Genomic DNA, 18,793 nt, shown 5'->3' with positions numbered 1-18,793 from the left:
CAGAGAAATTCAGGGAGTAACATGACTATCAGGGTAGCGATTAATGGTTTCGGAAGGATAGGGCGCAGCGTTTTGCGTGCTCTTTACGAATCAGGGCGTCAAGCTGAAATTTCAGTGATCGCTATCAATGAGTTGGCAGATGCACAAGGCATTGCTCACTTATTGAAATACGATTCCAGTCATGGGCGTTTTGCATGGGATGTACGCCTGAATAATGATTTACTGCAAGTAGGGGACGACAGTATCCGGTTATTTCATCAACCGAATATCTCGGCTCTGCCGTGGAAAGAGTTGGGTATTGATATTGTTCTTGATTGCACAGGTAAGTATGGTGAAAGGGCAGACGGAGAGTCTCATATCGCCAGCGGAGCCAAGAAAGTCCTGTTTGCACATCCGGGAGGAAATAATCTGGATGCAACTGTCGTATATGGTGTTAATCACCACGCATTGGTTGCCGAAGATCGTATTGTTTCTAATGCATCCTGTACGACAAACTGCATTATTCCAATTATCCAAGTGTTGGATGATGCGTTCAATATTGAATCTGGTACGGTGACAACCATTCACGCATCGATGAATGATCAACCCGTGATTGATGCTTATCACTGTGATTTACGTCGAACCCGGGCAGCCAGTCAATCCATTATTCCTGTTGATACAAAACTGGCGGCGGGGATCACACGTATTTTCCCTAAATTTAATGATCGGTTTGAGGCGATTTCTGTTCGAGTACCCACTATCAATGTGACAGCCATTGACTTGAGCGTAACAGTCTGTTCGGCTGTGAGTGTGGAAGATGTGAACCGGCTCCTGCAAAAATCAGCGGCCAGGGAGTTTCGTGGTATAGTGAATTACACTGATTTACCGTTGGTTTCAACGGATTTTAACCACGATCCCCACAGTGCTATTGTGGATGGTACACAAACGAGGGTTAGCGGTAAGCACCTGATTAAAACCCTTGTGTGGTGTGACAATGAGTGGGGCTTTGCCAATCGTATGATTGATACGACGCTGGCAATGGCCGCAACCGGTTTCAAATAATCATTTGTTGTGTCACAAACGGCCCACAGCAGAAGATTGAGTAATTTTATAAAGAATCAATGAGAGGATTCACCATGTCTGTAATTAAGATGACTGATTTAGATCTAGCGGGTAAACGCGTATTGATCCGTGCTGATCTGAATGTGCCTGTAAAAGATGGTAAAGTTACCTCTGATGCACGTATCCGTGCGTCTTTGCCGACGATTGAGGCTGCGTTGAATCAGGGAGCCAAGGTCATGGTTACTTCTCACCTGGGACGCCCAACTGAGGGAGAATACAACGAAGAGTTCTCACTGCAACCTGTCGTTGATTATTTGAAAGAAGCACTTTCTTCTCCTGTTCGTCTGGAAAAAAACTATTTGAATGGTGTTGAAGTGGCGGAAGGCGAATTAGTTGTGCTGGAAAACGTTCGCTTCAATAAAGGTGAGAAAAAAGACGATGAAACGTTATCAAAGCAATATGCTGCACTGTGTGATGTGTATGTCATGGATGCTTTTGGTACGGCGCACCGTGCGCAAGCATCAACGCACGGCGTTGCTAAGTTTGCCCCAATTGCTTGCGCTGGCCCTCTGCTTTCTGGCGAGCTGGAAGCGTTGGGTAAAGCACTGCACAATCCTGCCCGTCCAATGGTGGCGATTGTAGGAGGCTCTAAGGTTTCAACTAAACTGACTGTTCTTGACTCACTGTCCAAAATTGCCGATCAGCTGATTGTAGGTGGTGGGATTGCTAATACGTTTGTTGCCGCAGAAGGGCATAACGTTGGCCGTTCGCTGTATGAAGATGATTTGATCTCGGAAGCGAAAAAATTAATGGAAAGTTGTGACATCCCGGTTCCTACCGATGTTCGTGTTGCGACAGAGTTCTCTGAGACTGCAGAAGCAACGCTGAAATCCACCAGCGAAATTAAAGATGAAGAGCAGATCCTTGACCTGGGTGATGCTTCTGCCGAACGTCTGGCTGAAATCCTGAAAAGCGCCAAGACCATTTTGTGGAATGGTCCGGTAGGTGTTTTTGAATTCCCTAACTTCCGTAAAGGAACCGAAATTATTGCCCGCGCAATTGCTGAAAGCGATGCTTTCTCAATTGCCGGTGGCGGTGATACCTTGGCGGCAATCGATCTGTTCGAAATTGCTGACAAGATCTCTTACATCTCTACTGGTGGTGGTGCTTTCCTTGAGTTCGTTGAAGGCAAAAAACTGCCAGCCGTTGTGATGCTGGAAGAACGTGCTAAAAGTAATTAAGTTGTAATAACAGGCAGCATTGGCTGCCTGTTCAATGTCAATACAGGACCACGTAACATGTCTAAAATTTTTGATTTCGTAAAACCGGGTGTCATCACTGGTGATGATGTTCAAAAAGTCTTTGCCGTCGCTAAAGAGAACAATTTCGCGTTACCAGCAGTTAACTGTGTTGGTACTGATTCTATCAACGCAGTGTTGGAAACGGCGGCAAAAGTACGTGCTCCGGTCATTATCCAATTTTCTAACGGCGGTGCCTCTTTCATTGCCGGTAAAGGTCTGAAAACAGAAGGTCAGCAAGCAGCGATTATCGGTGCTATTTCTGGTGCTCACCACGTTCACCAGATGGCAGAATATTATGGTGTGCCTGTTATCCTGCATACCGATCATTGCGCACGTAAACTGCTGCCATGGATCGACGGACTGTTGGAAGCAGGTGAGAAACACTACGCACAAACGGGTAAGCCTCTGTTCTCTTCTCATATGATCGACCTGTCAGAAGAATCTTTGGAAGAAAATATCGAGATTTGCAGCCAATATCTGGCACGCATGGCGAAAATCGACATGACACTGGAAATCGAACTGGGTTGTACTGGTGGTGAAGAAGATGGTGTTGATAACTCCCATCTGGACAGCTCTTCCCTGTACACTCAGCCGGAAGATGTAGCTTATGCGTATGAGAAACTGAACGCCATTAGCCCGCGTTTCACCATTGCAGCATCTTTCGGTAACGTCCACGGTGTATACAAACCAGGTAACGTAAAACTGACACCAAAAATTCTGCGCAATTCACAGGACTACGTTTCTGAAAAATTCAACCTGCCACACAATAGCCTGGACTTTGTCTTCCACGGTGGCTCAGGCTCTACCGCAGAAGAGATTCAGGAAGCCGTTAGTTACGGTGTAGTTAAAATGAATATCGATACTGATACCCAGTGGGCAACTTGGGAAGGTATCCTGAACTACTACAAAAAGAACGAAGGCTACTTGCAAGGCCAGTTGGGTAACCCGGAAGGCGCAGATAAGCCTAACAAGAAGTTCTACGATCCACGTGTTTGGCTGCGTGCTGCTCAGGCGTCTATGGTTATTCGTCTGGAGCAGGCCTTTAAAGAACTGAATGCGATTGATGTGCTGTAATACATTGTTATTTAGATAAAATTTATTACTCAGCACATGTAAAAGCTGGCTAAGTTCTTCTTGAATTAGCCAGCCTTTCCCTCCCGTTATTTGGCTTATCAATCAGTAGAATATTTGCTTAATCAAACAGGGTTAAGCGGGTTACGCTTTCATAATCTTGTTTAACCATGGCACCATAAAGGCCATAATCACGGCGACAATCAAGGTGGTAATCCCAATTTTACTAAATACACTAGTGTAAATTGGCAGGGTTTGCAGTGGATTCGTCACGCCTTCTGGTGCAGCAGTAAAGGTCGCTACATAACTACCCAATACTGATGCTGCGGCTTGTGACAGGAACCACATGCCCAGGATAAAACCTGTCAGGTAGCTAGGAACAAACGTTGCCACCATTGCCAATCCCAACGCACTGATCATTAACTCCCCGACGCTCTGGAACAAATACACCAGTACGATAAACCATGGCGATGTAATACCATTCTGATCGGCAAATAAGCCAGAAGCCGCGGCGGTCAGGAAACCCAGGGAGCATAAGAACATGCCGAAGGTGAATTTGGTTGGCATGGAAAAATCTTTACCTTTGTTACCCAGTTTGGTGTAAACCACGGCCAAAACAGGGCTAGCGACGATGATCCAGAATGGGTTCAGTGCTTGAAAACTGATGGGATTGACATTAAAACCGAGGATCTGGTGGTGAACATTATTGATGGCGAAGAAGTTGAGGGAAGTTGGCATCTGGTTATACAGGATAAAGAACACAATAGCCTGAAGCATCAGAATAAATGCCACAAACATTTTATTGCGGCCGACTCTATCCTGTTTGAATGCCTGCCAGAAAAAAATCATCACAACAATGGTTGAGATTGCCACGAGGGCAATATTGGCAATTTTGATATTGTGCAATAACCATGCACAGACGCCAATCATAGCTACTGCACCCACCAGAACCAAAAATAAGGTGGCATAGTTCAAAGGGGCATGATCTGGCTCTGAACCGATGCTATGTACCATACGACGGCAGGCAATATAAACCAGCAAAGCAATAATCAGACCGATACCGCAGATATTGTAGGTGACTGCATAACCATATTTTTCAGCAATAACGGGGGCAAGAGAGAGGGAAACCAGAGAGCCAAGATTGATGGACATATAGAATAGTGTGAATGCACCATCTAAACGTGGATCTTGCGGCGAGTAACATTTTGCCAGCAGACTGGCTGGGTTAGCTTTGAAAAGGCCATTACCGACAGCGACGGTTCCCAAGGCATAAAAAATCAACTCAGGATTTATGATGGAAAGGCCAATCATAAAATAACCTATTGCTAGTATGATAGCTCCCAAAACAATGGTACGTTTTGTCCCCAGTAAGTGATCACCGACATAACCACCAATGGAGATCAGGCCGTAAACCAGCGCAGTAAATGCACCAAAAGTGATAAATGATTGTGCTTCTGAAAAACCGAGCTGTTGAACGAAGTAAACAGCCAGAATACCTTGAACGCCGTAGTAGCCAAATCGTTCCCACAATTCTACAAAAAATATCATGAAGAAAGGCTTGGGTTGATCCCATAAACCTATCGGAGCGGTTTTACTCATAGTGATGCCTCTGTTTGCTATCATTAGATGGGCAGTACACTCAACTAAATATATATTCAGATAATTATACTGTTGTTAATATATTTTTAACTTAAATGTATCGAAAAAGTTGTTATTTTGTTTATTTATTCAAAGTGATTGTGAGGTGAGGTAGGTTAATATACTGGTATGGTATCTTCTCGATGGTTGATCACACTAACGAAAAAAAGTAATGCCGGATCTGGCAGGATATTCACTAAATTAATATCAAAAATTGTTAATAAGTGGATTTGTGCTCACTAAAAAATCAATTTGATTGTTATTTAATCCCTTTCGTTTATTGTTTGTTGAAAAGAGGTAGATTAAATAAAAATGAGGATGAAATTGAATCATTTTAATCTATATGTAAAGTTTTTGTTATGTATTTTGAGATAGGATTGTGGATCTTTAGACTGAAATTTCAGGCTGATATTCAGTACTAATCCTATTAAATATCAATTAAAAAGAGATTGATAAGAATTTAGAAATGAAGGCTCTTTGTTAAGGAACCTTCATGTTAGGAGGCGATATTGAGAATCTTTCTGTTTTAATGTGCTTGTTTTAAACAACGGTTGCCATATTTTCATCCATCACTGGATGAAAATTACGCTTAAAGTAAATAAGACCATGGCCTTCTTCACGAACAATAATCTGTTTTATTTCTACCAGATATACATAGTGAGTACCGACTTCTTGTACTTGCTTAATACAGCCCTCTAAATTGGCGAGTGTCCCTTGTAGCAAGGGTTGTCCCAGTATTCCCGTTTTCCAGATATCCCAATTAAAGCGCTCTTCCATGCTGATACCCGTCATACCCGCGAAATGGCGTGCCATCAATTCCTGTTCATGATTCAGGATATTGACACACAAGTGGCCATTTTTTTGAACTATCGGGTTCATGGCGCTATTGCGATTGATACATACCATCAAAGTCGGAGGCGTATCTGTCACAGAGCATACCGCCGTTGCAGTCATACCGCAGCGCCCCGCAGGACCATCCGTGGTGATGATATTCACCGCAGCGGAAAGGCTTGCCATCGCATCCCTGAAACGCAAGCGATGTTTATTTTCTACAGACATAATAGGCCTCCTCTGCTACTGATTTATTTCAGTAGATTATCTAACAGGTTAATATCATAGTTATTGTGTAAGTGGGGACGAGTCCAACCATTCACATCATAGTCAGAAAGACAACGATCAACCAATTCCGTCATTTTCTTCATATTGCCGGAGCCATAGGCATGACGCAGACATTGTAGGCGAATTTCATCCTGACTGCCGGCATAATTAATTTCGTATAATTCATGGCGACCACCGAACTCACTGCCAATGGCATCCCACATTAATTTCAAGATCTTGATTCGTTCTACATGGTCAATACCATTAGAGCCACGGACATACTTTTCAAGATACTTATTGATCTCAGGATTATTCATGTCACGGACACTGGATGGTAAATAAATCAAGCCGCTGGTGACATTGCTTTCAATAATATTCTTGATTTTTGTGTAAGCCATGGGCGCCATCACGCGATAAGTCTGAATCGCTTGAGTATCAGGCAGGTAAGCACCATTTTCCCACGGCTTGGCTTCTGCCCACATCGCATCTGTCAGTGACCAGAACAGATTGCGCCACGCAACGACTTCTCCCAAATCGGCCTGAACACCGCGGAATTCCACCACGCCAGTGCATTCAAGGCTTTTTTGCAACAGTGCCGTAATGAAATCGAGTTTAACGGCAAGGCGTATGCAGGCTTGCATGGGGAATAGTCGCGCAAAACCACTTTGCACCGCCCAATTACGGGCACGATCAAAATCGCGATAAATTAACACGTTTTCCCACGGAATTAATACCTTATCCATGACCAAAATGGCATCATTTTCATCAAACCGACTGGAAAGGGGGTAATCAAAAGGTGAACCAGTAGCACCGGCCACTAATTCATAAGAGGCGCGGGAGATTAATTTCACACCTTCGGCATCCATTGGTGCAACAAACATGAGGGCAAAATCGGGATTATCTCCCATAACTTGTGCAGAGCCAAAACCGATAAAATTATAGTGAGTCAGGGCTGAATTGGTTGCGACAACTTTAGCGCCACTGACAATAATTCCAGCATCTGTCTCTTTTTCTATCTTGATAAAAACATCTTTGACCTGATCGGCGGGCTTATGGCGATCAATTGGTGGATTAACAATCGCATGATTGAAATAGATGCAGCTTTCCTGAATGCGCTTATACCAGATGCGGGCATTGTCAGCGAACTGTCCATAATATTCAGGATAAGCCCCCAACGAGCAGCAGAATGCCGCTTTATAATCGGGTGAACGCCCCATCCAGCCATAATTTAGGCGTGACCATTCGGCAATGGCATCGCGCTGCTGGCGGATATCATCAGAGCTGGTGGCGAAACGGAAGAATTTGTGCGTGTAGCCACCACTTCCAGTATCGGTATCCCAACAGAGTACATCGTGGGTTTCTGGGGCATGAAGGGCATCATACAGTTGACCGATTGAAGCAGCCGCATTGCGGAAAGCTGGATGTGTTGTAACATCTTTGACCCGTTCACCATAGATGTAAATCTCGCGGCTATCCTGAAGTGAACTTAGGTATTCTTTACTGGTAAATGGGCGTTTATTATCAGCACGCAAATTTTCTAGTCTCATAGCAACCTCATGTTCCAAAAAATCCCCTTATTTTGATTTGTTATCCATATGGGGGGAAGGGTGTTAATTTTATGTTTATTTCATTGTTTGATTGAAGCGATTAAACGGCCCTTTTAGAAGAGACTTTCGGAGGATTTACTGGTACTTTTCGATAAAAACCGATAGTTTGTTGCGTAAATGTGACCGACTTTGTGTTTTGGTAATAATTATTTTTTGCTCGCTCGTTTATCCCAGTTACATCGTTGGCTATGTTTCTGATAGCCCTTTTCCTGGTCGTAGATCTGCAATTTGAAATCTATTCCCTAATCCATATGCTATTGCACTTTTTTGGCTACTAACCTACGCCATGATTACCCTTTAGTTAATTTTTGCCTGCATGCCCATAATGATAGAGGTTTGGGATTACAGAATGCTTTAGTATCTATTTATAACGGATTCAATTTAATTGAAGGAGAATTTGCTGGTACTGGAAATAAATCTGGATTGCCTGTAATTGAAATTCTAAATTTTATTTTCAAAGAGAAATCAATTTCTATTAATGGTAAATATCTTGATAGTTCCCTTGTATTGGATGCCGCACGGTTGACTGAACGTACATTTTTATCTATTCCTGATTTTATTCGGTATGCAGCAGGCAAATAATATTTGGCTGATTACCGCGATTGTCATGGCTGCACACCCTCGCATTGGGCGAGGGTTTACGGCGGATTTTGCTAATAAGTATGGTTTTAAACAGGAAATTGTTTCTTTTTCTATTATCATTTCTCTGCTTATTGCACTGGTAACAATACCCACTATTTTACAGTTGCTGCCTGCGTGATTTCAGACATTTAGTACTACAGCCGTAAGAGATTTTCTCAGCATTAACGTATTGTTTTTTTAGTGATGTCTGTAGTACTAAAGTGATAACTGGTATGCCAATAATTTTGGCAGTCGTATATTCAACGCGTTGAATACGTAACTTGAATTTAGACGTGTTCTCACTTTTTTCTTGGTGGGCTATCCATAATTTCATCACTCTATTTTATCCCCCCTGATTACATTTCTTTCCCGCCAAACACTCGGTGAACATCTCACTAACCGATTAAAAAATCGGGTAAAATAAGCAGGATCTTTAAATCCAAGCTGATACGCTACCTCAAATACGGGGCTATCACTAAACAGCAATAACCGTTTTGCTTCCCTCAATAGTCGGTCAAAGATCAGCTTTTTTGGTGGCCGATTGGCAAAGCGTCGGCACATATCCTTTAGCCGTGATTCCGTAATTCCCAATTTTTCTGCATATTCTGGCACGGCAAGATGTTGATGATAGTGTTGATCAATCAATTGGTTAAAATGTTGAAATAGTTTCAATTCTCCTCTGACACTACCGCAATGATGATCGTCAAGGGGAATACTACGTAGCAAAAAGGTAAACAGAGATTGAGCCAGGAAAGTTAGTGCTTGTTCTCGTCCGGTAAATTGGTTGGCAGACTCACGCCCAATCAGTGCCCAATAATGGTTGAATGTTTCCAATTCATCATATTTATCCGCGACGGAAAGACAGATAGCCGGAATGTCAGCGAGTTCTCGATGGGTGGGATAAAGAGAATTAAGCAAGGATGTAATCAGCTCCTGACGGACGGTCAGTACATAACCATCCGTATCTTCCTGCGTAAAAAAAGCATGAGGAACGGAAGGTGGAGTCAGGATAAATAGAGGGGCTTGTACGGAATAATGCTGTGCGTCTAATTGCAGTTCGATTCGTCCTGTCACCAGATAATGGAGTTGGAAAAACCCATTATGGCGATGCGCCTGCATATTACGCCCGAAAAATGCCGCCATACGACCAAAGGTTTGGTAGTGAACATCATCCGATCCCCGGGTTTCATCATAGTCCTTGCTGATATCAATATTAGTGATGATGGATTTATTGGCTTTGAGCACATTGGATACAGTCATCAATTTCCTCCTGTATCTTATTGTTGGCTAAGGTATATCAATATATTGCTCGTTATTTACAATTTTACCTGTGGCTGTGAATGTTTCATCGGGATCAGAAAAACGATTAATGCACCGATGATTAGTAATCCGGCTACGAAATAAAGTCCAGCGTTAAAATTTCCCGTTTGATCTTTTAACCAGCCGATTAGCAGAGGACTGACGGCAGATCCCACATTGCCGGTAGCGTTGATCACAGCGATCCCCACGGCACGGGCGCGCAAACTAATCGATTGATCTGGCGTTGTCCAGAATACCGCCATAGCTGTAAACGATCCGGTGGAAGCCATAATGATCCCCAACAGTTGCACTATGCTGTTATCCGTCAGTGAAGTTAAAATCCATCCAGCGGCAGCAAACAGATAGGGCAAGGCCGTGTGCATTTTGCGTTCTTGCAGACGGTCTGAGCGGCGACTCCAATAAACCATACCCAAAATCGTGCAGAATTGTGGAATGGCAGTCAAAATGCCAATGGTTACATGACTACTGCCCTGATTGAAACTCTGCATAATCTGTGGCGTCCAGATATTAATAGCACTTAAGGTGTTGGTCAGGCAGAAATAAGCGCAGGTGTACATCAATACAATTGGGGTAAAAACCTCGCGCCATAAGTTGGTTTTTTGCTGTTGAATCTTTTCATTGGGCTGGGTGATAGAAAGTTTATCGTTTTCTATCATCTCTTGAAGGCATTGCTTATCTTCACGAGTTAACCATTTGGCCTTTTCTGGTGAGTCATCCAGGTAAAACCAGACAACAAAACCCAGCAAAACAGAAGGGAAGCCTTCCAGCAAAAACAACCATTGCCAACCGCGCAAATCCCAGATGCCATCCATTGCCAAAATATAACCGGAAATGAGTGAACCAAACGCCATCGTTACGGGCATGGCAATCATAAACAACGCATTGGCGCGTGCGCGATAATAGGCTGGAAACCAATAAGTCAGGTAAACCAAAATACCCGGCAAAAAGCCGGCTTCTGCAATGCCCACCAGCATCCGCAAGATATACAGGCTCGTGGGACCAGTGGCAAACATTGTGGCGGTAGAAGCGATTCCCCATAACACCATGATGGTCGCGATCCAGCGACGCGCTCCCACAATACTCAACATCACATTGCTGGGAATGCCGAAAATAACGTAAGTAGCGTAAAACAGCGTAGCGGCCAAACCGAACATGGTGGATGTTAAACCAATATCTTTTCCCATCGTCAAACCCGCAAATCCAATATTAATGCGATCCAGAAAAGAGAAAACGAACAGGACAAAGAGAAAGAGGATCAGGCGCCGGAATAATTTATTGATAACACTTTGCTGTTGGGCGGTCAGCTTGTTAGGTTGTTGAGAGGGATTTTCGGATTTTGGTATCGTGTCAGGTGAAATGCTCATCGGTGTTTCCTTGTTTTGTTAGTGGTTTGATTTTCCTTCGAGCGGGGATTTGAAATCTATTGGCTATATGTGATTGTTTGCACAGAGATTAGGAACTTCAATTGTTATGGCTGGTGTCGCGATCAACATCAGCCATTCTGGGGCATTGTTTATTGCTGATGATTGGCTGCTTATTTGCCGAAATGCTTTGCCAAAGCATTGGCTGCTCCGGTCAGTAAGAGGGTATCAACCCCTACGGCAACAAACAGCGCACCCAAATTAAGATAATGTTTAGCTGTATCGACATTGGTCATCAAAATGCCAGCGGCCTTGCCGGAAGACTGGATCTGAACAATAGCTTGTTCAATGGCAGCCTGAACTTCAGGATGTTGCGGGTTACCGAGGTGTCCCATATCCGCACTGAGATCGGCCGGGCCAATAAACACGCCATCAACACCTTCGACAGCCGCTATCTCCGGTAGGTTTTGCAAAGCCTCACGGGTTTCTACCTGTACTAATACACATATTTCATCATTAGCACGGGACAGATAGTCAGGAATACGATTCCAGCGAGAAGCACGTGCCAGGGCACTGCCTACGCCACGAATACCCGCGGGAGGATAGCGAGTTGCCCTGACAGCTTCACGCGCTTGCGCGGCATTTTGAATCATCGGGAACAATAACGTTTGTGCACCAATATCCAGCAACTGTTTGACGATCACGGGATCATTCCATGCCGGACGAACAACAGGTTGGCTTGAATAAGGGGCGATCCCCTGTAATTGGGCAAGAATGGTGGAAATATCATTGGGAGCATGTTCACTATCAATCAACAACCAATCAAACCCCGTTCCTGCCAGTATTTCCGCGCTATACCCGCTGCATAGCCCAAGCCATAATCCGATTTGTGGACGCCCTGCTTTCAGGGCATGTTTAAATTTATTTGTTAGCTGATCCATGGTGTTACCTCAATAGACTCAAACAAAATGACAGCTAATTGAACCTAACACGCCATAATCCACATGAAAGGTATCGCCTTTACGCGCAGGAACAGGGCGGGTAAAAGATCCAGCCAGAATAATCTGGCCTGCTTCTAGTTGAACACCATGCGGTGCCAGTTTATTGGCAAGCCATGCCACACCATTGGCGGGATGGTTGAGAACCGCGGCGGCGACGCCGGATTCTTCAATCACGCCATTGCGGTAGAGCAGCGCACTGACCCAGCGCAGATCCAATTCATCTGGCTTGATCGGCCGCCCCCCAATAATCACACCGCCATTGGCGGCATTGTCAGAAATCGTATCGAATACCTTGCGTGGACGTTGGGTTTCGGGATCGATGTTGTGGCAACGGGCATCAATGAGTTCCAATGCAGGAACGACGTAATCTGTTGCGTTATACACATCAAACAGCGTACAGTTCGGGCCTCGCAGGGGGTTTGCCAGCACAAAGGCCAGTTCAACTTCAATGCGGGGCACAATAAAGCGTTCGCAAGGAATATCACCGCCGTCCTGAAAAAACATATCATCCAGCAAGACACCATAATCCGGTTCATTAATCTGTGAACTGGCTTGCATGGCCTTGGATGTCAGGCCAATCTTATGTCCCTTCAGAATTCGGCCTTCCCTGATTTTTAAATCTACCCATTCACGTTGAATGGCGTAAGCATCCTCAATCGTTATCTCTGGATAATCCAGTGAGATTTGTCGGATTTGCTCACGGCTTTGTTCTGCCTGATGTAAACGGCGTGCGACTCGTGATACGATTTCTTGCTGTAGCATAGGGGTTAAGCTCCTTTCGCTTCCAACCCTCCAAAACAGAGGTATTTCACTTCCAGATAATCCTCAATACCGTAACGTGACCCCTCACGTCCCAGCCCCGATTGTTTAATGCCGCCAAATGGTGCGACTTCATTGGAAATCAAACCTTCATTGATACCTACCATGCCACTTTCCAACGCTTCCGCCACACGGTAAATTCGGCCAATGTCACGGGAATAGAAATAAGCAGCCAGGCCAAATTCAGTGCTGTTAGCAATACGGATAGCCTCTTCTTCATCACGGAATTTGAACAGTGGTGCCAGCGGGCCGAAGGTTTCTTCGTGGGCAACTAACATAGAATCGGTCACATTTGCCAGCACTGTTGGCTCAAAGAACAACCCACCCAGCGCGTGGGATTTTCCTCCTGCCAGCAGGTGCGCACCGTTGGAAACCGCGTCACGGATATGTGTTCGTACTTTTTCTACTGCTGCTTGGTTAATCAGTGGACCTTGTTGTGATGAGCTATCAGTGGCTGGCCCAACACGAAGCTGTTTTACCGCGTGTGCCAAACGTTCTGCAAAAGCCTCATAAATGCCTTCCTGTACCAGAATACGGTTGGCACAAACACAGGTTTGCCCGCTATTACGGAATTTCGCCGCCATGGCACCCTCTACCGCAGCATCAAGATCGGCATCATCAAACACAATAAAAGGTGCATTGCCACCCAGTTCGAGGGAGAGTTTTTTCACAGTATCGGCGCTTTGTGCCATTAATAACTTGCCGACCCGCGTAGAGCCAGTGAACGAAAGTTTGCGCACGATAGGGCTTGAGGTCAGCACCTCACCAATCGCTTTAGCATCCATTCCCGTGACAATATTGAAAACGCCAGCTGGAATGCCCGCCTGTTCCGCCAGGACGACTAAAGCCAGTGCAGAAAGGGGGGTTTCAGCGGCAGGTTTCAGGACAACTGTACATCCTGCCGCTAGCGCAGGTGCAACTTTGCGGGTGATCATTGCATTAGGGAAATTCCACGGTGTAATGGCTGCAACGACACCAATCGGTTGTTTGATCGTAGCGAGACGGCGACCCGGTATTGGGGACGGTAATGTTTCGCCATAAGTGCGTTTGCTTTCTTCTGCGAACCATTCGATAAAACTGGCACCGTAAGCAATTTCCCCCATTGCTTCGGTATGAGATTTACCTTGTTCTGTGCTTAGTATCTTCGCTAAGGCAGTTTGGTTTTCCATCACCAGATGGAACCATTGTTTAAGCCTTTGGCTACGTTGTTTTGCTGTCAGTGACCGCCATGCAGGAAGGGCGTTCTGGGCAGCTTCAATGGCAGATTGTGTCTCTTTGGCTCCCAGATCACTGACATTAGCAATGACTTTACCATTGGCAGGGTTAATAACTTCAAAAGTTGCTTTATTTTCCGCGTCAACCCATTGACCGTTGATATAGGCCTGGTGACGCAGCAAAGTTGTATCCAGATGATCTGTCATAGTTTCCTCTCAATAAATAAAGGCGAATAAATTTAGTGTCCTCCAATTATATCCCTCATCTTGCAAGCCATAACTTTGTTGACCGCGATTTCAAACTTCAAGTTGCAACACGCTATGAAACCTGATTTCTCCCCGCTTCGCGGGGAGAAATCACATGCATCTTGAAGCTAGATTGGTATAGCATTGGAATGCTCTATCGCCGTTACTCTTTTACTTTAAATAGGCTATGAACGTTATTGGATTTATAATTCAGCACCGGATCAAGTTCTTCCATGGTGAAAGAGAGACCCAGATAACGCTGTGACATCAACTCACTAAAATGCGCCTTGATTAAGCCGAACAACATTTCTCCGACTTTTTGCCGATCTTCAAGGCTGCGTCCGGCACCAATTTTCAGTGTCATATGAACGAAGGCATAATCTTGCTTACCATCCGCCATTTGCCAGGTATCCAGCCAAATGGCACGGCTACGGATACCGCCCAGCGGAAAAATGCCCGTATCTGCCAGCGCCTGATTCACTTTGGCAAATAATTCCGGCAACCTGGCTTCTTCACGGATATTTTCAGTACACTCAGCGTAAAAATGTGGCACGGTCTTCTCCTATCAGGCATCAGTTTTATTTTGATTCACAATATAATCCGGCAGCGGGAAAACCGCGTTAACCTGTCCTGTCCCTGAACTGGCGAATAATTCCGTTAAAAATTCCACCTTGCCGTCATACTTGTCCCATCCAAGCAGCCCTAGCAGCATCACGGTATCATGCATATTGCCTTCTCCTCGACAATATTGCGCATATTCCGGTAACATTTTGCAAAATTCCTCAAACTTGCCTTCTTTCCAAAGCTGCACGACACGGCGATCCATCTGCTCATCGAACTCACGGGTATAGCTGTTCATGCCCTCTTCGGCACGTTGATCGTCAATGAAACTGTGTGACAGCGAACCGCTAGCCAGCACCGCAACCGTACCATCGTATTTCTCAATTGCCCGTAAAATCGCTGCTCCTAGTTTGCGGCTGTCTTCAAACGCATGGACAGTACAAAAGGCCGAAATTGAAATCACCTTGAAATGGCGGTCGCTGTTCATATAACGCATGGGGACCAGCGTGCCATATTCCAGTTTCAGGCTTGGGATCTCGTGTGACTGGGCACGAACACCCATCTGGCGTGCTTCTTGTGCAATCATCCGGCCTAGCTCTGGGTTGCCGTCATACTCATAGGTCATATCGCGGATAAAATGTGGCAATTCATTACTGGTATAGATGCCGGAGAAATGGTCGGAACAGTTAATATGGTAGGCGCTATTAACCAGCCAGTGCGTGTCGAAGACAACAATCGTATCCACACCCATTTCACGGCAGCGCCGGCTGATCTCTTTGTGTCCATCAATAGCGCCTTGGCGGCAACCGTGATGTTTGCCTGGCAATTCAGACAGGTACATAGAAGGGACATGTGTAATTTTCGCTGCTAACGCTAACTTTCCCATAAACCCTCACTTGGAATCAGGATGGCCGTTATTTAAACACCCCAACGAGGTATAGGGTGCTCTCCCATTGAGATACAGACGTTTTTCACTTCAGCAAACACTTCAAAACTGTATTCCCCGCCTTCACGCCCCACACCGGAAGCTTTTATGCCACCAAATGGCTGACGTAGATCGCGAACGTTTTGGGAATTAACGAACACCATGCCGGCCTCAATATGACGTGCCAGACGCAAAACTTTGCTGACATCCTGTGTCCAGATATAAGAAGCAAGGCCATATTCCACATCATTAGCCATGCGTAGCCCATCCTCTTCACTCTTGAATGGCAGCAGACAAGCGACAGGGCCGAAGATTTCTTCCTGTGCTACGCGCATGTGGTTATCCACATCTGCCAGGACAGTAGGACGTAAGAAGTGGCCATTTTTTAGATGGGCAGGTAAATCGGCAGGTTTATCGGGGCCTCCAGCTAGTAGGGTGGCGCCTTCTTCGATCCCTAACCGAATATAATTGGAGACTTTTTCCCAGTGCTGCTGGCTTATCAAGCTGCCAACCTGAGTTTGCGGATCTTGGGGATCACCGACACGTAACCGATTAGCGCGTTCAGCAAAGCGTTTGACGAATTCGGGGTAAATACTTTCTTGGATGAAAATGCGGGAACCTGCCGTACAACGTTCGCCATTAAGGGAAAAAATGGTAAACAGAGCGGCATCCAGTGCGCGTTCAATATCTGCATCTTCAAAAATGAGGACAGGGGATTTTCCGCCTAATTCCATAGAGTATTTTTTCAGTCCGGCATTTTGCATGATCAGGCGACCTGTTGCAGTTCCACCGGTGAAAGAGACTGCCCGCACATCATGATGTTTTACCAGTGCATCGCCTGCGGTGTTACCGTAGCCCTGTACCACATTCAATACCCCAGCCGGAATGCAGGCTTCCAACGCCAATTCGCCTAAGCGGTTGGCTGTCAGCGGGGAAAGTTCGGACATCTTCAAAACAGCCGTATTTCCCAGAGCCAGACAAGGCGCAACCTTCCACGTCGCCGTCATAAAAGGCACATTCCATGGGGAAATCAATGCACAAACACCAACAGGCTGGATTAATGTGTAGTTGAGCATTGTGTCATCAACAGGATAAGTGCGCCCATTCATCTGCTGGCAAATTTCTGCGAAAAAATTGAAATTTTGCGAAGCCCGTGGGATCAAGACATTTTGTGTCTGATGGATGGGAAGGCCCGTATCCTTGGTTTCCAGCGCAGAAATACCGGGAACATTTTGGTCGATTAATTCACCCAAACGGCGCATCAAACGAGCGCGTTCTTTCATTGGGGTATTTGCCCATTTTGGGAACGCTTCTTTGGCTGCCGCAACAGCTTGGGCGATCTCTTCCTGCCCGCCTGATGCAACCTCAGCCAGCACCTCGCCTGTTGCAGGATTAGTCGTTGTGAAATAGGTTTTGCTGCCGACATTCTTGCCGTTGATCCAATGGTTAATCATGGTCATGACAAACTCTCCTCATATTCTTGCTGGCTGACAATACGATTAACTAAGCGCCCAACACCTTCGACTTCTACGATGACTTCATCCCCAGGAACAACATTGGACAACCCTTTAGGTGTTCCGGTGGCGATCATATCGCCTGGTTGCAATGTCATAAAATCGCTGAGATAGGTGATTAAGAAAGGAATATCGAAGATCAAATCGGCGGTTGTACCTTGTTGACGGAGTTCACCGTTCACCCATGTTTGCAATGTTAGATTGTGCGGATCAGCGATCTGTTGTTTATCTATGATCCACGGACCGATTGGAGTAAGCGTATCGCGGCTTTTTACCCGTAGGTTAGGCCGATAGTAATTTTCCAGATAATCACGAATGGCGTAATCGTTACAAACGGTATAACCCGCAACGTAATTCATGGCCTCTTCTCTGGCAACTTTGTGAGCGGGTTTACCCATCACGACAACCAATTCTGCTTCGTAATGCATATATTCCACATTATCAGGACGGACAGAAACCTGGCGGTGCCCAGTTAAGCTATTGGCTGCTTTGATAAATACCAGTGGTTCTTCTGGGGGCTTAAATTCCAGCTCTGTTGCGTGATCGGCATAATTTAGTCCCAATGCGAACAGCGTTCCGCTGGCAGGGGGAAGCCAAATAACTTCTTCACCGCTGACCATATTTCCATCTGGTAAGAAGACATTTTCTTGTTCGTCAACGGTGACATTGAGATCTTGTCCCTGATAATGAATTTTGGCGTATCTCATGCCTGACCTCCTGCCAATACAACCGTATTTTCTAAGTTAGGGAAGCCGTTGGCCTTGATTGTGACTTTATCGGTAGGATGAAGGGTAACGCGCTGGTGGGGCGTTCCCAATAGAATGGCATCACCCTTGTTTAGGGTGGCGAATTCGCACAATGCTGCCAATAATTCAGCTGCTGAACGAATAAGGTCTTGGGTAGACCAGCGATCAACTTCCTGGCCGTTGATTTCAGTGACAATATCGAGTGATGCTACCGAGTTGGCTTTGATCATTTGACCTATCGGACAAAAACCGTCCCGACATTTTGCTTTAATGGCAGGACGATAGAATGATGTTTCAGGCAGGCTAATTTCGTTTGCCAATGCGTAACCAGCAATATACTGTTCGGCATTCTGAACTGAAACTTTGCGTGCTGTTTTTCCAATAAATAGCGCTAGGGTTGCACCGCTCTGTACCGTTTCCCCGACAGGGTGAGGAATAACATCCCCTGAACTAATCACGGTATTACGGGGTTTGATAAACCAAATAGGTGTTTTGGGTGGTGTTTTATAAGGTTCTTTGTTAAATGCCTCATGCCAGAAATTGATCTGGCTGCTATGGTTGAGGGCAACGGCGAAGACAGTGCCTTTCATGAACAGCTCCTTGAAACCTGGATGACGTGTTGCAAGATCACTTATTAATATATTAATAAATCATGTGTGGACAATCTTCAATATGTTAAATGCATTGTTAATTTTAATTGTGATCTATG

General features: G+C 45.3%; 18 protein-coding genes. 5 read left to right on the top strand and 13 right to left on the bottom strand.

Going from position 1 to position 18,793, the window contains the following annotated elements:
* Window positions 1-21 precede the first annotated feature (21 nt).
* The 3 genes from epd to fbaA all read left to right on the top strand — a co-directional run bounded on the left by epd (window position 22) and on the right by fbaA (window position 3,416).
* On the top strand, window positions 22-1,041 hold the full coding sequence (epd, locus tag WDV74_RS12830; RefSeq protein WP_338883163.1) for an erythrose-4-phosphate dehydrogenase: 1,020 nt from the start codon (window positions 22-24) through the stop codon (window positions 1,039-1,041).
* Between the two features lie 74 nt (window positions 1,042-1,115).
* Window positions 1,116-2,282, top strand: a complete 1,167-nt coding sequence (gene pgk, locus WDV74_RS12825) for a phosphoglycerate kinase (protein WP_338883162.1) — start codon at window positions 1,116-1,118, stop codon at window positions 2,280-2,282.
* A gap of 57 nt (window positions 2,283-2,339) precedes the next feature.
* Entirely contained in the window at window positions 2,340-3,416 is a 1,077-nt protein-coding gene (gene fbaA, locus WDV74_RS12820) for a class II fructose-bisphosphate aldolase (RefSeq protein WP_338883161.1), read from the top strand.
* Window positions 3,417-3,557: 141 nt separating this feature from the next.
* On the opposite strand, the gene dtpB is transcribed toward fbaA, so the two are convergent.
* The 3 genes from dtpB to hpaB all read right to left on the bottom strand — a co-directional run bounded on the left by dtpB (window position 3,558) and on the right by hpaB (window position 7,696).
* Complete coding sequence (gene dtpB, locus WDV74_RS12815) at window positions 3,558-5,012, bottom strand: dipeptide/tripeptide permease DtpB (RefSeq protein ID WP_338883159.1); 1,455 nt, start codon at window positions 5,010-5,012, stop codon at window positions 3,558-3,560.
* A 579-nt stretch (window positions 5,013-5,591) separates the two neighbouring features.
* Window positions 5,592-6,110 carry a 4-hydroxyphenylacetate 3-monooxygenase, reductase component gene (hpaC, locus tag WDV74_RS12810; RefSeq protein ID WP_338883158.1) on the bottom strand — a complete coding sequence of 173 codons (519 nt, stop codon included), beginning with the start codon at window positions 6,108-6,110 and terminating at the stop codon, window positions 5,592-5,594.
* Window positions 6,111-6,133: 23 nt separating this feature from the next.
* Window positions 6,134-7,696: a 4-hydroxyphenylacetate 3-monooxygenase, oxygenase component gene (gene hpaB, locus WDV74_RS12805; RefSeq protein ID WP_338883157.1), complete on the bottom strand. Its 1,563-nt coding sequence runs from the start codon at window positions 7,694-7,696 to the stop codon at window positions 6,134-6,136.
* A 327-nt stretch (window positions 7,697-8,023) separates the two neighbouring features.
* On the opposite strand from hpaB, the gene WDV74_RS12800 reads away from it, so the two are divergent.
* Both WDV74_RS12800 and WDV74_RS12795 read left to right on the top strand, forming a co-directional pair.
* Complete coding sequence (locus WDV74_RS12800) at window positions 8,024-8,338, top strand: hypothetical protein (RefSeq protein WP_338883155.1); 315 nt, start codon at window positions 8,024-8,026, stop codon at window positions 8,336-8,338.
* Entirely contained in the window at window positions 8,322-8,516 is a 195-nt protein-coding gene (locus WDV74_RS12795; protein WP_338883154.1) for a hypothetical protein, read from the top strand. The genes WDV74_RS12800 and WDV74_RS12795 overlap by 17 nt, the downstream gene beginning before the upstream one ends.
* Window positions 8,517-8,710: 194 nt before the next feature.
* Here WDV74_RS12795 and hpaA read toward each other — a convergent pair whose 3' ends face one another.
* The 10 genes from hpaA to WDV74_RS12745 all read right to left on the bottom strand — a co-directional run bounded on the left by hpaA (window position 8,711) and on the right by WDV74_RS12745 (window position 18,674).
* Complete coding sequence (hpaA, locus tag WDV74_RS12790) at window positions 8,711-9,637, bottom strand: 4-hydroxyphenylacetate catabolism regulatory protein HpaA (protein WP_338883153.1); 927 nt, start codon at window positions 9,635-9,637, stop codon at window positions 8,711-8,713.
* 56 nt (window positions 9,638-9,693) lie between these two features.
* On the bottom strand, window positions 9,694-11,061 hold the full coding sequence (hpaX, locus tag WDV74_RS12785) for a 4-hydroxyphenylacetate permease (RefSeq protein ID WP_338883152.1): 1,368 nt from the start codon (window positions 11,059-11,061) through the stop codon (window positions 9,694-9,696).
* Window positions 11,062-11,231: 170 nt separating this feature from the next.
* Window positions 11,232-11,999: a 4-hydroxy-2-oxoheptanedioate aldolase gene (gene hpaI / locus WDV74_RS12780; protein ID WP_338883151.1), complete on the bottom strand. Its 768-nt coding sequence runs from the start codon at window positions 11,997-11,999 to the stop codon at window positions 11,232-11,234.
* Window positions 12,000-12,017: 18 nt separating this feature from the next.
* Entirely contained in the window at window positions 12,018-12,821 is an 804-nt protein-coding gene (gene hpaH, locus WDV74_RS12775; protein ID WP_338883150.1) for a 2-oxo-hept-4-ene-1,7-dioate hydratase, read from the bottom strand.
* A 5-nt stretch (window positions 12,822-12,826) separates the two neighbouring features.
* Window positions 12,827-14,299, bottom strand: a complete 1,473-nt coding sequence (locus tag WDV74_RS12770; RefSeq protein WP_338883149.1) for an NAD-dependent succinate-semialdehyde dehydrogenase — start codon at window positions 14,297-14,299, stop codon at window positions 12,827-12,829.
* A gap of 202 nt (window positions 14,300-14,501) precedes the next feature.
* On the bottom strand, window positions 14,502-14,891 hold the full coding sequence (locus tag WDV74_RS12765) for a 5-carboxymethyl-2-hydroxymuconate Delta-isomerase (protein ID WP_338883148.1): 390 nt from the start codon (window positions 14,889-14,891) through the stop codon (window positions 14,502-14,504).
* A gap of 12 nt (window positions 14,892-14,903) precedes the next feature.
* On the bottom strand, window positions 14,904-15,785 hold the full coding sequence (hpaD, locus tag WDV74_RS12760; protein WP_338883147.1) for a 3,4-dihydroxyphenylacetate 2,3-dioxygenase: 882 nt from the start codon (window positions 15,783-15,785) through the stop codon (window positions 14,904-14,906).
* Window positions 15,786-15,817: 32 nt separating this feature from the next.
* The gene (gene hpaE / locus WDV74_RS12755) at window positions 15,818-17,284 is read right to left on the bottom strand and encodes a 5-carboxymethyl-2-hydroxymuconate semialdehyde dehydrogenase (RefSeq protein ID WP_338883146.1); all 1,467 of its coding nucleotides are present in this window, start codon (window positions 17,282-17,284) and stop codon (window positions 15,818-15,820) included.
* Window positions 17,281-18,045, bottom strand: coding sequence for a fumarylacetoacetate hydrolase family protein (locus tag WDV74_RS12750; RefSeq protein WP_338883145.1), 765 nt, complete (start codon window positions 18,043-18,045; stop codon window positions 17,281-17,283). The genes hpaE and WDV74_RS12750 overlap by 4 nt, the downstream gene beginning before the upstream one ends.
* Window positions 18,042-18,674, bottom strand: a complete 633-nt coding sequence (locus WDV74_RS12745) for a fumarylacetoacetate hydrolase family protein (RefSeq protein WP_338883144.1) — start codon at window positions 18,672-18,674, stop codon at window positions 18,042-18,044. Before WDV74_RS12745 ends, WDV74_RS12750 begins: the two co-directional genes overlap by 4 nt.
* Window positions 18,675-18,793: the final 119 nt, after the last annotated feature.

Source organism: Xenorhabdus sp. TH1, assembly GCF_037260955.1.
Lineage (GTDB): Bacteria > Pseudomonadota > Gammaproteobacteria > Enterobacterales > Enterobacteriaceae > Xenorhabdus > Xenorhabdus griffiniae.
Note: the sequence above shows the minus strand (reverse complement) of the source record. Positions and strands in the feature narration are given on the sequence as shown.

Excerpts from the sequence above, each read along its gene's own strand:
- WDV74_RS12770 (WP_338883149.1), bottom strand. The coding sequence starts at position 14,299 with ATGACAGATCATCTGGATACAACTTTGCTGCGTCACCAGGCCTATATC.
- hpaC (WP_338883158.1), bottom strand. The coding sequence starts at position 6,110 with ATGTCTGTAGAAAATAAACATCGCTTGCGTTTCAGGGATGCGATGGCA.
- epd (WP_338883163.1), top strand. The coding sequence starts at position 22 with ATGACTATCAGGGTAGCGATTAATGGTTTCGGAAGGATAGGGCGCAGC.
- hpaH (WP_338883150.1), bottom strand. The coding sequence starts at position 12,821 with ATGCTACAGCAAGAAATCGTATCACGAGTCGCACGCCGTTTACATCAG.
- WDV74_RS12795 (WP_338883154.1), top strand. The coding sequence starts at position 8,322 with ATGCAGCAGGCAAATAATATTTGGCTGATTACCGCGATTGTCATGGCT.
- pgk (WP_338883162.1), top strand. The coding sequence starts at position 1,116 with ATGTCTGTAATTAAGATGACTGATTTAGATCTAGCGGGTAAACGCGTA.
- hpaA (WP_338883153.1), bottom strand. The coding sequence starts at position 9,637 with ATGACTGTATCCAATGTGCTCAAAGCCAATAAATCCATCATCACTAAT.
- fbaA (WP_338883161.1), top strand. The coding sequence starts at position 2,340 with ATGTCTAAAATTTTTGATTTCGTAAAACCGGGTGTCATCACTGGTGAT.
- hpaX (WP_338883152.1), bottom strand. The coding sequence starts at position 11,061 with ATGAGCATTTCACCTGACACGATACCAAAATCCGAAAATCCCTCTCAA.
- WDV74_RS12745 (WP_338883144.1), bottom strand. The coding sequence starts at position 18,674 with ATGAAAGGCACTGTCTTCGCCGTTGCCCTCAACCATAGCAGCCAGATC.
- hpaB (WP_338883157.1), bottom strand. The coding sequence starts at position 7,696 with ATGAGACTAGAAAATTTGCGTGCTGATAATAAACGCCCATTTACCAGT.
- dtpB (WP_338883159.1), bottom strand. The coding sequence starts at position 5,012 with ATGAGTAAAACCGCTCCGATAGGTTTATGGGATCAACCCAAGCCTTTC.
- hpaD (WP_338883147.1), bottom strand. The coding sequence starts at position 15,785 with ATGGGAAAGTTAGCGTTAGCAGCGAAAATTACACATGTCCCTTCTATG.
- WDV74_RS12750 (WP_338883145.1), bottom strand. The coding sequence starts at position 18,045 with ATGAGATACGCCAAAATTCATTATCAGGGACAAGATCTCAATGTCACC.
- hpaE (WP_338883146.1), bottom strand. The coding sequence starts at position 17,284 with ATGACCATGATTAACCATTGGATCAACGGCAAGAATGTCGGCAGCAAA.
- hpaI (WP_338883151.1), bottom strand. The coding sequence starts at position 11,999 with ATGGATCAGCTAACAAATAAATTTAAACATGCCCTGAAAGCAGGGCGT.